At 45.8% G+C, this 13431-nt stretch carries 10 protein-coding genes and 1 pseudogene; 7 read left to right on the forward strand and 4 right to left on the reverse strand.

Features of this window, described 5'->3' with window-relative positions; all coding sequences use genetic code 11:
* The 4 genes and pseudogenes from ACTS60_RS03365 to ACTS60_RS03380 all read left to right on the forward strand — a co-directional run.
* Nucleotides 1-217, forward strand: a pseudogene (locus tag ACTS60_RS03365) (elongation factor Tu); the annotation flags it as partial.
* Between the two features lie 336 nt (nucleotides 218-553).
* Nucleotides 554-742 (forward strand): (2Fe-2S)-binding protein, encoded by a 189-nt coding sequence (locus ACTS60_RS03370; RefSeq protein WP_440887131.1) that lies wholly within the window; start codon nucleotides 554-556, stop codon nucleotides 740-742.
* 74 nt (nucleotides 743-816) lie between these two features.
* The gene (gene bfr, locus ACTS60_RS03375; protein WP_440887132.1) at nucleotides 817-1293 is read left to right on the forward strand and encodes a bacterioferritin; all 477 of its coding nucleotides are present in this window, start codon (nucleotides 817-819) and stop codon (nucleotides 1291-1293) included.
* A 208-nt stretch (nucleotides 1294-1501) separates the two neighbouring features.
* Complete coding sequence (locus ACTS60_RS03380; protein WP_440887133.1) at nucleotides 1502-2779, forward strand: malic enzyme-like NAD(P)-binding protein; 1278 nt, start codon at nucleotides 1502-1504, stop codon at nucleotides 2777-2779.
* Between the two features lie 113 nt (nucleotides 2780-2892).
* Here the strand turns inward: ACTS60_RS03380 and metJ are convergent, their stop codons facing one another.
* The gene (metJ, locus tag ACTS60_RS03385; RefSeq protein WP_005432736.1) at nucleotides 2893-3213 is read right to left on the reverse strand and encodes a met regulon transcriptional regulator MetJ; all 321 of its coding nucleotides are present in this window, start codon (nucleotides 3211-3213) and stop codon (nucleotides 2893-2895) included.
* Between the two features lie 230 nt (nucleotides 3214-3443).
* On the opposite strand from metJ, the gene ACTS60_RS03390 reads away from it, so the two are divergent.
* The 3 genes from ACTS60_RS03390 to metF all read left to right on the forward strand — a co-directional run bounded on the left by ACTS60_RS03390 (nucleotide 3444) and on the right by metF (nucleotide 8208).
* Complete coding sequence (locus tag ACTS60_RS03390; protein WP_440887134.1) at nucleotides 3444-4604, forward strand: O-succinylhomoserine (thiol)-lyase; 1161 nt, start codon at nucleotides 3444-3446, stop codon at nucleotides 4602-4604.
* Between the two features lie 17 nt (nucleotides 4605-4621).
* Nucleotides 4622-7030, forward strand: coding sequence for a bifunctional aspartate kinase/homoserine dehydrogenase II (locus ACTS60_RS03395; protein WP_440887135.1), 2409 nt, complete (start codon nucleotides 4622-4624; stop codon nucleotides 7028-7030).
* A 275-nt stretch (nucleotides 7031-7305) separates the two neighbouring features.
* The gene (gene metF / locus ACTS60_RS03400) at nucleotides 7306-8208 is read left to right on the forward strand and encodes a methylenetetrahydrofolate reductase (protein ID WP_440887136.1); all 903 of its coding nucleotides are present in this window, start codon (nucleotides 7306-7308) and stop codon (nucleotides 8206-8208) included.
* Nucleotides 8209-8279: 71 nt separating this feature from the next.
* Here the strand turns inward: metF and ACTS60_RS03405 are convergent, their stop codons facing one another.
* From ACTS60_RS03405 to argE, 3 genes are all read right to left on the reverse strand, one after another.
* Nucleotides 8280-8819, reverse strand: coding sequence for a PadR family transcriptional regulator (locus ACTS60_RS03405; protein ID WP_010443942.1), 540 nt, complete (start codon nucleotides 8817-8819; stop codon nucleotides 8280-8282).
* Between the two features lie 436 nt (nucleotides 8820-9255).
* A complete protein-coding gene (gene ppc / locus ACTS60_RS03410; RefSeq protein ID WP_440887163.1) occupies nucleotides 9256-11889 on the reverse strand; it encodes a phosphoenolpyruvate carboxylase in 2634 nt (877 codons plus the stop codon).
* 278 nt (nucleotides 11890-12167) lie between these two features.
* Nucleotides 12168-13304: an acetylornithine deacetylase gene (gene argE, locus ACTS60_RS03415; protein WP_440887137.1), complete on the reverse strand. Its 1137-nt coding sequence runs from the start codon at nucleotides 13302-13304 to the stop codon at nucleotides 12168-12170.
* Nucleotides 13305-13431 lie beyond the last annotated feature (127 nt).

Genomic DNA, 13431 nt, shown 5'->3' on the forward strand with positions numbered 1-13431 from the left:
CTTCAAAGGCTACCGTCCACAGTTCTACTTCCGTACAACTGACGTAACTGGTGACATCTCTCTACCAGAAGGCGTAGAAATGGTAATGCCAGGCGACAACATCCAAATGCAAGTTGAGCTAATCGCTCCTATCGCTATGGACGAAGGTCTACGTTTCGCTATCCGTGAAGGTGGCCGTACTGTAGGTGCTGGTGTTGTTGCTAAGATCTTCGACTAATTCTTACTGAATTAATCGTAATCTTGCACTCTTCTTCTTTTTGAAGAAAGCGCTAGAAAAAGGGAAGCTAAGGCTTCCCTTTTTTATATCTTCTATTTCTCTTTTCAATATGGTTATAAGCCAACTCTTTTTTGTGATGTTTTTTATCATTGGAAAACATACTCTTACATCATTCCTATTTTCCGCTTTTTTTAGTGTTTCGCTAAGCCACTGAAAACTGCTTAAACTGTCCAAATCTATATAACAAAACATTCTGTAATTCACCCGATCACAACTAGTAACAAGAATGGTTCTTGTTTATATTCCTTTGCTAGATGAAATTTAAAGGTTATGAGTATGTACGTTTGTCTTTGTCATGGTGTCTCTGACAAGAAAATTAGGAAGTTGGTGATAGATGAAGGCATAGCTGACATCAGAGGCATCAAGCGATGTACAGCTTTGGGTAGCCAATGCGGCAAGTGCATCAAGCAAGCTAAAGAAATTTTAGCGGAAACAGAATACTTAACACTAAAGCAAGCTAGCTAACTACTAGCTCAGCCTTTTTGACACCTTCTCAGTTGCTTCTACATTTAAATGAAGCCAAAAAGGAGGGCTTTGTAATGAAAGGCGATCCAATCATAATCCAACATCTCAATAAAGTGCTCGGGAATGAGCTCATCGCTATCAATCAATATTTCCTGCATGCTCGTATGTACAAAGACTGGGGGTTAAAGCACCTCGCAGATAAGGAGTACCACGAGTCGATCGATGAAATGAAACACGCTGATCACCTGATCGAGCGTATTCTGTTCTTAGAAGGTCTGCCTAACTTACAAGATCTCGGTAAGTTGATGGTTGGTGAAGAGACTAAAGAGATGCTTGAGTGTGACTTGAAGCTTGAGATGGCGGCCATTCCTGATCTTAAAGATGCCATCGCTTATGCCGAAGATATTCGTGATTATGTTTCACGCGATCTTTTCCAAGATATCCTTGAAGACGAAGAAGAGCATGTCGATTGGCTTGAGACGCAACTGGGCTTGATTGAGATGTCTGGTATCGAGAATTACCTACAAGCGCAGTACGTGGATGAAGAATGAGATTATATTCCGCTGTTTTCCCATTCTAACCAAGTGATTAAGAGAGCACCTGACCTGTAAACAAGGTGCTCTTCACTAATATCTGGTCTAATCTCTTTTAGTATCGGCCTTTTTAAGGATGTAGCTCGCAATCTTACCTATGAAGATTGACTTCTATCCTTTAGAATTTATTCCCCCTTACCGAAAAATAACAAAAGAGAAACGATCCATGTCTGAAGACAATCGCCAAGAAGTCACCGCAGAAGAAGAACGCCGCCAACAAGCATTGGACTACCATGCATACCCAACTCCAGGAAAAATTGCAGTTGAGCTGACTAAGCCTGCTGAGACTGCCAATGATCTTGCACTGGCATACAGTCCGGGTGTTGCAGAGCCTGTACGCGAAATCGCACAGAACGCAGACAATGTGTATAAGTACACGGCGAAAGGCAACATGGTCGCGGTTATTTCTAACGGTACTGCTATTCTTGGTTTGGGTAACCTAGGTCCGCTAGCGTCTAAACCGGTAATGGAAGGTAAAGCGCTTTTGTTCAAACGCTTTGCTGGTCTAGACTCAATTGATATCGAAGTAAAACACCGTACGATCGACGAATTTGTCGATACAGTAGCGAACATTGCTGACACATTCGGTGGTATCAACTTAGAAGATATCAAAGCTCCAGATTGTTTTGAGATTGAAAAGCGTCTTATTGAACGCTGTGATGTGCCAGTATTCCACGATGACCAACACGGTACTGCAATCGTAACGGCTGCGGGTATGCTGAATGCAATTGAGCTGCAAGGTAAGAAGCTAGAAGAATCAACTATCGTTTGTCTTGGTGCTGGTGCTGCGGCTGTGGCATGTATGGAGCTGTTGATCAAATGTGGCGCAATGCGCGAGAAGATCTACATGCTGGATCGTAAAGGGGTGATCCATACACGTCGTGACGATCTAAATGAATACAAACAGTTATTCGCGAATAATACAGATAAACGTACGCTTGAAGATGTAATTGAAGGTGCAGACCTGTTCTTGGGTGTATCGGGTCCAAACTTGCTACCTGCAGAAGCATTGAAGCTAATGGCAGACAAGCCTGTCGTATTTGCATGTTCTAACCCAGATCCAGAAATCAAACCGGAACTGGCTCATGAAGTACGTGATGACTTGATCATGGGCACTGGTCGTAGTGACTACCCGAACCAAGTAAACAATGTACTGTGTTTCCCATTCATTTTCCGTGGTGCGTTGGACGTTCGTGCAAGCGAAATCAACGATGAAATGAAGTTAGCAGCAGTAGATGCGATTCGTGAATTGGCGAAAGAGCCAGTACCTGAAGCGGTACTCAAGGCGGCAGGTGTTGATAAGCTAGAGTTTGGCACTGACTACATCATTCCAAAGCCAATGGATCCACGTCTATTACCACGTGTTGCTAAAGCTGTTGCTCAAGCTGCTTTGGATTCTGGTGTTGCTCGCATTGAAATGCCAGATAACTACATGGCAGAGTAAATTACTGAGTAGAATCTTCGGATAAAGAAAAGGGACGCGATGGCGTCCCTTTTTTAGTTTGGTCTGAAGCTACCCCCGGCGCAGCTTCATCATGCTAACGAATTTGTAAGCAATTATTCTTCGTCAAACGCTTCGAATTCGATACCCATTGCCGTCATCAGCGCTTTTGCTTCTGTTGGAATATCATCTGGGCGGTCTTTACGAAGGTCTTCATCAGTTGGCAGTGGTTGACCTGTGTAAGCATGTAAGAATGCTTCACATAGTAGTTCACTGTTAGTTGCATGGCGTAAGTTGTTGATCTGACGGCGTGTTCGCTCATCAGTCAGCACCTTTAAAACTTTTAGCGGGATAGAGACGGTAATCTTTTTTACTTGTTCGCTTTTTTTACCGTGCTCAGCATACGGGCTAATGTATTCGCCATTCCAGTCAGCCATTGCGTACCTTCATTAATGTAATAAGTTAAGAAAAATAAATATAGGTGCTGATTTTAGCTGCATTTACCGCCATAAGCAAAGACATATAGACGTCTAGAAGTGTTGACGTCTTATTTTTAGACAAGTAAAGTGAGGTTAATTGTCAGGGAAGAGTATTAATCAAGTGAGCAGTACAAGCTAGATATAGCGCATTCCCATTTAGATGTCACCACCCGTGAAAGGATACACCCATGAGCACCCGCAAGCCTGCGACCATTGCTGTACGCACTGGTATCGAGTCAGACAGTCAATATCACGCTGTTGTACCACCAATCTACCTTTCTACTAACTATGGATTTCCTGCATTTGGTGAGGTTCCACAGTACGATTACACCCGTTCTGGTAACCCTAACCGAGGTCTGCTGGAGCAAGCGTTGTATGAGCTTGAATCAGGCAAAGGCGCGGTTGTCACTAACTGCGGTACGTCGGCATTAAACCTTTGGGTATCGGCGTTTCTTGGTCCTGATGACTTGATCGTGGCTCCTCACGATTGCTACGGTGGTACGTATCGTCTCTTTAATACTCGAGCAAACAAAGGCGACTTTAACGTTCAGTTTGTCGACCAATCGGATCAGCAAGCTCTTGATGCTGCAATTGCGAAAAAGCCAAAGCTTATCTTGCTAGAAACACCGTCAAACCCGCTTGTTCGCGTGGTCGATATTGCTGCAGTGTGTGAAAAAGCGAAACAAGTAGGCGCATTAGTCGCAGTGGACAATACCTTTTTGACTCCTGTATACCAAAAGCCTTTGGATCTAGGGGCGGATTTTGTTATCCATTCAACGACGAAATACATTAATGGTCACTCTGACGTAATTGGTGGTGTGGTGATCACTAAGAGCGAAGAGCATGCTGAAGAACTAGCCTGGTGGGGTAACTGTATTGGTGCTACGGGTACGCCATTCGACAGTTACATGACTCTCCGAGGAATTCGCACGTTGGGTGCGCGAATGCGAGTTCACGAAGAGAGTTCTCAACAAGTACTGACGTATCTACAGACGCAATCTTTAGTGGCGAAGATTTACCACCCAAGCTTGCCAGAACACCCCGGTCATGACATCGCGAAAAAACAACAGTCGGGCTTTGGCTCAATGTTGAGCTTTGAATTTGCAGGCTCGTTTGAACAACTAAAAGTATTTGTAAAAGCGCTCGAATTATTTTCTCTTGCTGAATCGCTAGGTGGGGTAGAAAGCTTGATTTGTCATCCAGCCTCAATGACACATCGTGCGATGGGCGAGGAAGCACTGGCTGAAGCTGGCGTTTCTCAACAGTTACTGCGTTTATCTGTTGGTCTTGAAGATGCGCAAGATCTGATTGCCGATCTTGAGCAAGCATTCGCGAAAGCAGCACAGTAATTGGGAGAAAGAAAGTCATGAGTGTACAACGTCAACTGCATAAATTTGGCGGCAGCAGCTTAGCGAACCCTGAATGCTACCAGCGTGTGGTGAGTATTCTTAAAGAGTATTCAGCAGAAAATGATTTGGTGGTGGTATCAGCTGCAGGGAAGACGACTAATCGCTTGATCGAGTTTTTGGAAGGGCTGGATAAAGATGGTCGCATTGCCCATGAAGCTCTACAAAGCTTACGACAGTTTCAAGCTGAACTGGTAGAAGCCTTGCTACAAGGTGAAGCACAGACACAACTGCTTGCCTCTCTTCAAGATGAATTCAGTACCTTAGCTGAGTTAACCGCGCCACTTACGGAAACACAAAAAGCGGCAGTACTTGGTCATGGCGAAGTATGGTCTTCTCGTTTACTTGCTGCGCTGTTGTCACAACAGGATCTGCCAGCAGTCGCTCAAGACTCACGTGCTTTTCTGCGTGCAGAGGTTGGAACGCAGCCAGAAGTCGACCGTGCGCGTTCTTACGCATTGATCAAAGAATCGTTGGCTCAACATAACCACAAGCGTGTGATCATTACAGGCTTTATGGCGCAAAATGAGGCGGGTGAAACGGTTCTATTAGGTCGAAACGGTTCTGACTACTCTGCTACCGTGATTGGTGCGTTGGCAGAAGTAAACACGGTAACTATTTGGAGTGATGTTGCAGGCGTTTACAGTGCAGACCCACGCTTGGTATCGGATGCTTGTTTGCTGCCACTGCTGCGTTTAGATGAGGCGAGTGAACTTGCGCGTCTGGCTGCGCCAGTGCTGCACAGTCGTACGCTTCAGCCTGTAGCTCAAAGTACCATGGATTTGAACCTCAAATGTAGCTATCAGCCAGAGTCTGGCTCAACACGAATTGAACGCGTATTGGCATCCGGTCGCGGCGCAAAGATCATTACCTCTCTTGATGAAGTGCTATTGGTACAACTGTCCTTTATTCACGGTCATGATTTTGAGCGTGCACAGAAAGAAGTGCTGCAAGCCTTAAAGCGTGCTCAACTGGAGCCTTTAGCGTTTGAGGCGCAAGAAGATCAGCAAACGTTGCGTTTAGCCTACACCGCAGAGATTGCTGGCGGAGCCCTAACTTACTTGCAAGAGTTAGCGGTTGAAGCGGAAATCAAACTTAAAGAAGGCTACTCACTATTGGCTGCCGTCGGTGCTGGTGTGACGAAAAATGCTAACCACTGTTTTGGCTTCTACCAGCAATTGAAACACGCTCCGGTAGAGTTTATTTCAGAGGCGGAATCTGGCTTGAGCTTAGTCGCAGTATTACGCCGTGCAGAAGTTGAAGAGTTAGTACAGAGTATTCATAGCCAACTATTTCAGGCGCAGAAGCGCGTAGCGGTTGCGTTATGTGGCAAAGGCAATATCGGCTCAAGTTGGTTATCACTGTTTGCCGAGCAGAAAGAAGAGCTCGAAAAGCGTCATGGTATGAGCTTTGACTTGGTAGCGGTAGTCGACAGCCAGACTTACTGGTTCGACGAAAGTGGCATTGATGCAGCGACGGTTGCCCAGCGTTTTGATGATGAAAGTACTGAGAATGATGGCAACTGGTTGACTAAGCTCGGCGCGATACAAAACTTTGATGAAGCAGTGGTACTTGATGTCACTGCTAGCAAGGAGCTAGCGACGCGTTATGTCGACATAGCGCAACAAGGCATCCATCTTATCTCGGCCAATAAAGTTGCGGGTTCTGCGGACAGTCAGTACTACCATCAAGTACAAGACGCCTTTGCTAAAATTGGCCGCCATTGGTTGTACAACGCGACAGTTGGTGCTGGTCTGCCAATCAATCATACCGTTCGAGATCTGCGCGAAAGTGGTGATGATATCGTCGCGCTATCGGGCATCTTCTCCGGTACGCTATCTTGGTTATTCCAGCAGTTTGATGGCTCTGTAGCGTTCACTGAGCTGGTTGATTTGGCATGGCAACAGGGTTTGACCGAGCCTGACCCTCGTTCTGACCTTGATGGTTCTGATGTGATGCGTAAGTTGGTCATCTTAGCCCGAGAATCTGGTTTGGATATTGAACCAGAAAGCGTAAAAGTGGAGTCGCTTGTACCGGAAGAGTTGCGAGATTTGAGCCTAGATGCGTTCTTTGACCAAGGCGATATCCTAAGTGAGATTTTGCAAGAGCGTCTGGGCAAGGCACAAAAAAACGATCAAGTGTTGCGTTATGTTGCGCGCTTAGAACGTAATGGCAAAGCAACGGTAGGTGTTGAAGCGTTATCACGTGAGCACGCATTAGCGAACTTGCTACCGTGTGACAACATTTTCGCCATTGAAAGCAAATGGTACAAAGACAATCCATTAGTAATTCGTGGCCCTGGTGCGGGACGTGAAGTGACAGCCGGTGCGATTCAATCAGACCTTAATCGTTTAGCGGGCTTGTTCTAATCTGACCAAACCAATTTTTGCGAACGACAACAAAAAAAACCTCGGACCGTTTCCGGGGTTTTTTATTATTTGGATAATGCCATACTGAATCGGAAAGCGAGGCTAAGGATAAGCCGCCAAGCAACTTGAACTATCCTCATTATGAACTTGAGAAAAATTCATAATCACAAGGTTGACATTAAATCGTATTCAATACATCCTGTAGACATATAGACGTCTAAACGTCGATTTGAGGAATTTTGATTTCGTGGTGGAGTTACCACAGGGAGAGTAAGATGGGATACACGCATGCAGGGCACATCGATGCCTTAAACCAGAATATCGCTGAACTATCAGACAATATCAACGTCTCATTTGAGTTTTTTCCACCAAGCAGTGAAAAGATGGAAGAAACGTTGTGGAACTCTGTGCACCGCCTTAAAACTCTTCAACCAAAATTTGTTTCTGTTACTTATGGTGCAAACTCAGGCGAGCGTGACAGAACCCATTCCATCATTAAAGAAATCAAAGCGGCTACGGGCCTTGTTGCTGCCCCGCACCTAACCTGTATTGATGCAACTCGTGATGAACTGATCAACATTGCTGATGATTACTGGAATAATGGTATCAAGAACATTGTTGCATTGCGTGGTGATATTCCTCCGGGTGGCGGTGCTCCAGATATGTACGCATCAGATTTGGTTGAGTTGCTTAAATCACGTCATGATTTCGATATCTCAGTGGCGGCATTCCCAGAAGTGCATCCAGAAGCGAAAAGCGCGCAATCAGATCTGCTTAACCTAAAGCGTAAAGTGGACGCAGGTGCTAACCGTGCTATCACTCAGTTCTTTTTTGATGTGGAGTCTTATCTGCGTTTCCGTGACCGCTGTGTTGCGGCCGGTATTGATGTAGAGATCGTTCCGGGTATCTTACCTGTTTCGAACTTCAAACAAGCTTCTCGCTTTGCAGCGCAGAACAATGTGAAAGTACCGGGCTGGATGAGTAAGCAGTTTGAAGGACTGGATGATGATCCAGTAACGCGTCAGCTAGTCGGTGCAAGCCAAGCGATTGATATGGTGCGTGTACTAAGCCGTGAAGGTGTGAAAGATTTCCACTTTTACACCCTGAATCGTGCGGAAATGACCTATGCGCTATGCCACACTCTAGGTGTTCGTCCACAAGTTGCTGTCGGTGCTTAAGATACTTCCCCCTAGATAGACAAAAGGCTTGCCCATCGGCAAGCCTTTTTCGTTTCATTTAAAGTGACGAATTAGCCGATCACTTCAAGTTCTGTTAGTACTTCTTCTGCCCAGTTAATCCAAGCTTCACGTAGCATTAGGTTGCGGCGAAGCGTTAAACGCTCTAGACGCGCTTGCTTGTCTAGCGTTGATGGTGTTGCGTAGTACGCCGCTTCGATTTCTTTGTAATGAGAAACCAACTTACGAGACTCTTCTACTAGTTCAGACAGTTGATCACGGAACGGTGCTGCTGGTTGTACTGCGCAAGCGATCAGTTTCGCAGAGAACTCATCACGTACCGTTGGATGTGCGGTCGGTTGATCGAACCACTCACCCAGTGCGCTGCGGCCAGCGTCAGTAATTGAGTAAACCTTACGGTCTGGTTTGCCTTCTTGAGGTTCTAATACGCAAGTAACCAGTTCTTTCTCAGCCATTTTATTAAGTTCACGGTAAACTTGTTGGTGGCTTGCTTTCCAGAAGTAACCGATGCTAGCTGAGAATTCTTTAGTGATGTCGTAACCGGTAGCGTCGCGAGTGCTAAGTACAGTTAAGATTACGTGTGGTAATGACATGTCTTCAATCCAAATGGTCAATAAACTTGTAAACAAGCTATCTACACTTTCAGTTGCGTTCTTAATGACGCTTGAGTTTTTTAATGTGTAGATAGCACCAACAATGTTGGTCCTGTCACCTTAAAGCCGTTTATCACCTAGAGTGATGGGTGTGTCCATCTAGCTGGAGCCTATTTGATTGGACTTGTGAGCTTCCAGCAGGCAAGTAGTATATAAATAATAAGCATGAAGTGGAATACTAGGACAAAATTACCCAAAAAAACTAATAAAATACTCAATAGTGTTTTTTGGTAGTGTTTTGTGTTGTTGGCGTGGGACTTTTTGTTTTGTTTTTGGAGTTATTTGCTGGTTATTTCTTGTTCGAAGATGGAAGGTGGTTACAGAGGGGAAGTAAAGGCTGAGATTGTTCTCAGCCTTTGGTTATGCTCAGTCTAGATTAACCAGTGTTACGCATACCTGCTGCAATACCAGCAATCGTCACCATCAGCGCTTCCTCGAGGTTGGCTGAGGATTCCTCTGTTTGGCGAGTACGGTATAGCAACTCAGCTTGAAGCATGTTCAATGGCTCTACGTAGATGTTACGTAGACGGATGGATTCAAGCCCCCATGGGTCGCTTTGCATCAGGTTCTCGTTGTTCTCTACGTTCAGCACTGACTTGATGTCTTTCTGAAGTTGCTCACGTAAACGCTCGCCCAATGGTAGTAGCTGACTTTCAACTAGGCGTTGATCATAGTAGCGAGAGATATCCATGTTGCACTTGGTGTAAACCATCTCCAGCATACCTAAGCGAGTTGAGAAGAATGGCCATTCACGACACATTTCTTCTAGCAACGCCTGATGACCTTTATCAACCGAGTATTGAATTGCTTCACCAGCACCTAGCCACGCTGGCAGTACCAAACGGTTTTGACTCCAAGAGAAGATCCATGGAATCGCGCGTAAGCTTTCAACGCCACCGTTCGGGTTACGTTTTGCTGGGCGTGAACCAAGTGGTAGTTTACCTAGCTCTAGTTCTGGCGTCGTTTGACGGAAGTAAGGGACGAAATCAGGTTCGCCACGAACGACACTACGGTACGCTTCACAGCTGACTTCAGATAATACATCCATTAGGTCGCGCCATTCTTGCTTTGGCTCTGGTGGTGGCAGAAGGTTCGCTTCCAGAATGGCACTTGCGTACAGGTTGAAGCTGTTTACTGCAACGTCTGGAAGACCTAGTTTAAAGCGAATCATCTCGCCTTGCTCTGTTACGCGCAGACCGCCTTTCAGGCTCTTCGGTGGCTGAGACAGCAGCGCAGCATGCGCTGGCGCACCACCGCGACCAATAGTGCCGCCGCGACCGTGGAATAGAGTCAGTTCTACGCCTTCTTCTTCTGCAACTTTAACCAGTGAATCCATCGCATGGTATTGAGCCCAGCCCGCAGACATTACACCAGCATCTTTTGCAGAGTCAGAGTAGCCGATCATCACCATTTGATGGTTTTGGATAAAGCCACGGTACAGGTCAATGCCCATCAGCTGTTTGATGACAGCTTCCGCGTTGTTTAAATCATCTAGCGTTTCAAACAAAGGACACACGTCCATGCGGTAAGGGCAACCTGCTTCTTGCAGCAGTAGATGTACGGCAAGTACGTCAGAAGCGGTACGCGCCATTGAGATAACATAAGCACCAAATGCTTCACGAGGTTGCGCTGCAACGATCTTACAGGTGTCTAAAACCTCTTTAACTGCTTCTGATGGTTCCCAGTCACGAGGTAGAAGAGGGCGCTTAGACGCAAGTTCATTAGTTAGGAAAGCAACCTTGTCTTGTTCGCTCCACTGTTCGTAGTCACCAATACCTAGGTAACGCGTTAGCTCAGACAGAACGTCTGCGTGGCGAGTACTTTCTTGGCGAATATCGAGGCGAACCAGGTGAATACCAAATGCTTTAACGCGGCGCAGTGTATCCAGTAGTGAGCCGTTGGCGATCACACCCATGCCACATTCGTTGAGCGATTGGTAACACGCGTAAAGCGGTTCCCAAAGTTGCTCTACTTTTTGTAGTGGTGCTTTGACTGCCAGTTTCTGGCCGTTGACTTTCGCGTCTAAAATATCTTTGGTTTCGTTCAGTAGTGAACGTAGTTGTTTTAAGATCGCACGGTATGGTTCGTGCTGATCGTCACCTGCAAGCTCGCGAACTTTGTCATTGCAAACAGTCATCGACAGCTCACTGATCAGTTCGTTGATGTCGTTGAGGTAAAGGTCAGCAGCCTTCCAACGAGACAGCAGTAATACTTCACGAGTTATGCTGTGGGTTACAAATGGGTTACCGTCACGGTCACCACCCATCCAAGATGAGAAGTGCACTGGGCGAGCATCAATTGGTAGACCTTCGCCTAGGTAAGACTTCAAGCGGTCATTCATTTCACGTAGGAAGTCAGGTACCGCTTCCCATAGTGAGTTTTCTACTACCGCAAAGCCCCATTTTGCTTCATCAAGCGGAGTCGGACGCTGCTGACGAATGACGTCAGAGTGCCAGCTTTGAACGATAAGTTGCTCAAGGCGACGTTCGGTTTTCTTACGCTCTTTGAAAGAGAGATCGCTCAACTCTAGCTTAGATAGGCACTCGTTGATCTTAACCAGTTTATTGATCATGGTGCGACGAGTGATTTCGGTTGGGTGCGCGGTTAGAACCAGCTCAATATTCAGGTCGCGAACCGCCTGTGCCGTGTCTAGCTTACTCACATCATTTTGCACCAGCTTTGAGAACAGCGAGTTAATTGCGTCAGGTTCGCAGATATGCTCTTCACAGTGGCGTGAAATGGTGTGGTATTGCTCAGCAATATTGGTCAGGTTTAGAAATTGGTTGAACGCTCGGGTAACTGGCGTCAATTGCTCATCGGGTAGGCTTTTAATTTCTTCAATTAAGCTTTCTCTGTCAGCATTATTTCCAGCTTGAGCCGATTTGGATAATTTACGAATGGTTTCCACTTTCTCGAAGATTTCTTCGCCATGGGCATCGCGAATTGTGTTGCCCAGAAGGTGGCCCAACATGCGCACATTGCTTTTAAGTGCGGCGTATTTCTCGTTCATTGTCATCCTGCCTCGTAAAAAAACTACATCCATTGTCCTTGTTAAGACTCCAATCTAGCGAAAATCACCAGTTCTAGTCAAATAAAGCAGAGTAAGTTTGCAATTATTCCGCTGCTCACCTGATTTAGAGCAAAATTAGGCCAGCTTCTTTCAGTAGAAGTGAAAATTAATTACAAAACGGCTGTAAAAAGAAGGATGTAGCGTGCTAGAAGAATAGTGGTAAAGAGAACAAAATGCAGCTCAATCGAGCTGCATTGTGAGGAAAATGCTAAATTCGCCTAGCAACAATATTTCACCATTGCACGTGATAGCACATCAATGGTCGGGTCAATAAAGTCGAAAGAAAGGAACTCATCGGGCTGGTGGGCTTGATCAATCGAACCAGGGCCGAGAACCAAGGTGGGGCACAATTGCTGAAGAAATGGCGCTTCGGTGCAGTAGTTGACGGTTTCTGAGCTGGTTTGGCATATTTCTTCCACACCACCGATAAATGGATGGTCATGTTGACACTCGTAACCTGGAATTGGTTCGTGCAGTGGAATTATTTCTAACCGCCCTGGCCATTTCGCTTCCACTTCTTTTAATGCACCACGCAGCATGTTCTCTAAACCATCAAGACTGATCCCTGGAAGAGGTCGCACGTCATAATGCAGTTCACAGCAACCGCAAATACGGTTTGCGCTGTCGCCACCATGGATATGGCCAAGGTTTAGGGTCGGGCTTGGAATGGCAAAACCCGGATGGTGATACTCTTTCACCAGCTTGTCGCGCAGTTGCATCATGGCAAACATGACTTCATGCATGATTTCAATGGCATTGACGCCGAGCGCAGGATCCGATGAGTGACCGGATTTGCCAGTTACACGAATGGCATTTGCCACATGTCCTTTGTGACCACGAATCGGCACTAGGCTGGTGGGTTCACCAATGATGCAGTAATCCGGCTTAAAAGGCGCATTCTCAGTAAAATGACGCGCACCCAGCATAGTGGTTTCTTCATCACAGGTCGCCAATACATAAAGTGGCTTGGTCTGCTTACTCCAATCGACGTTCTTTACTGCTTCATAAATAAAGGCAAAGAAGCCCTTCATATCCGCCGTGCCCAAACCGTAAAAGCGGTTGTCTTTCTCGGTCAGCTTATGAGGATCAAAACTCCAGCGTCCTTCATCAAATGGCACGGTATCGCTGTGACCTGCCAGAAGTAGACCGCCTTCACCTTCGCCCATACGTGCGATCATATTGTGTTTGCCTGGTTCCACTTCGATCACTTCAACACTGAAGCCAAGATCTTTAAACCAAGAAGCTAGCTTCTCGATCACTTTGGCATTGCCTTGATCCCAGCTTGGATCGGTTGAGCTGATCGAAGAGGTGCTGATCAGTCCTTCATAGACCTCTAGAAAACTTGGTAATTGCATGGATTCTTCAATTCTCCTATTGACAGACAGAGCACAAAAATGTAAAACACATATTAAATCATATTTAATGAATAAAAAATCAAAATAAAGCAAAAATTAAATATGAATAGTCATTTTGAGCTTTAAG

Source organism: Vibrio sp. WZ-1, assembly GCF_052037695.1.
Lineage (GTDB): Bacteria > Pseudomonadota > Gammaproteobacteria > Enterobacterales > Vibrionaceae > Vibrio.

Excerpts from the sequence above, each read along its gene's own strand:
- ACTS60_RS03390 (WP_440887134.1), top strand. The coding sequence starts at position 3,444 with ATGAGCACCCGCAAGCCTGCGACCATTGCTGTACGCACTGGTATCGAG.
- ACTS60_RS03405 (WP_010443942.1), bottom strand. The coding sequence starts at position 8,819 with ATGTCATTACCACACGTAATCTTAACTGTACTTAGCACTCGCGACGCT.
- metJ (WP_005432736.1), bottom strand. The coding sequence starts at position 3,213 with ATGGCTGACTGGAATGGCGAATACATTAGCCCGTATGCTGAGCACGGT.
- argE (WP_440887137.1), bottom strand. The coding sequence starts at position 13,304 with ATGCAATTACCAAGTTTTCTAGAGGTCTATGAAGGACTGATCAGCACC.
- ACTS60_RS03370 (WP_440887131.1), top strand. The coding sequence starts at position 554 with ATGTACGTTTGTCTTTGTCATGGTGTCTCTGACAAGAAAATTAGGAAG.
- bfr (WP_440887132.1), top strand. The coding sequence starts at position 817 with ATGAAAGGCGATCCAATCATAATCCAACATCTCAATAAAGTGCTCGGG.
- ppc (WP_440887163.1), bottom strand. The coding sequence starts at position 11,889 with ATGAACGAGAAATACGCCGCACTTAAAAGCAATGTGCGCATGTTGGGC.
- ACTS60_RS03395 (WP_440887135.1), top strand. The coding sequence starts at position 4,622 with ATGAGTGTACAACGTCAACTGCATAAATTTGGCGGCAGCAGCTTAGCG.
- metF (WP_440887136.1), top strand. The coding sequence starts at position 7,306 with ATGGGATACACGCATGCAGGGCACATCGATGCCTTAAACCAGAATATC.
- ACTS60_RS03380 (WP_440887133.1), top strand. The coding sequence starts at position 1,502 with ATGTCTGAAGACAATCGCCAAGAAGTCACCGCAGAAGAAGAACGCCGC.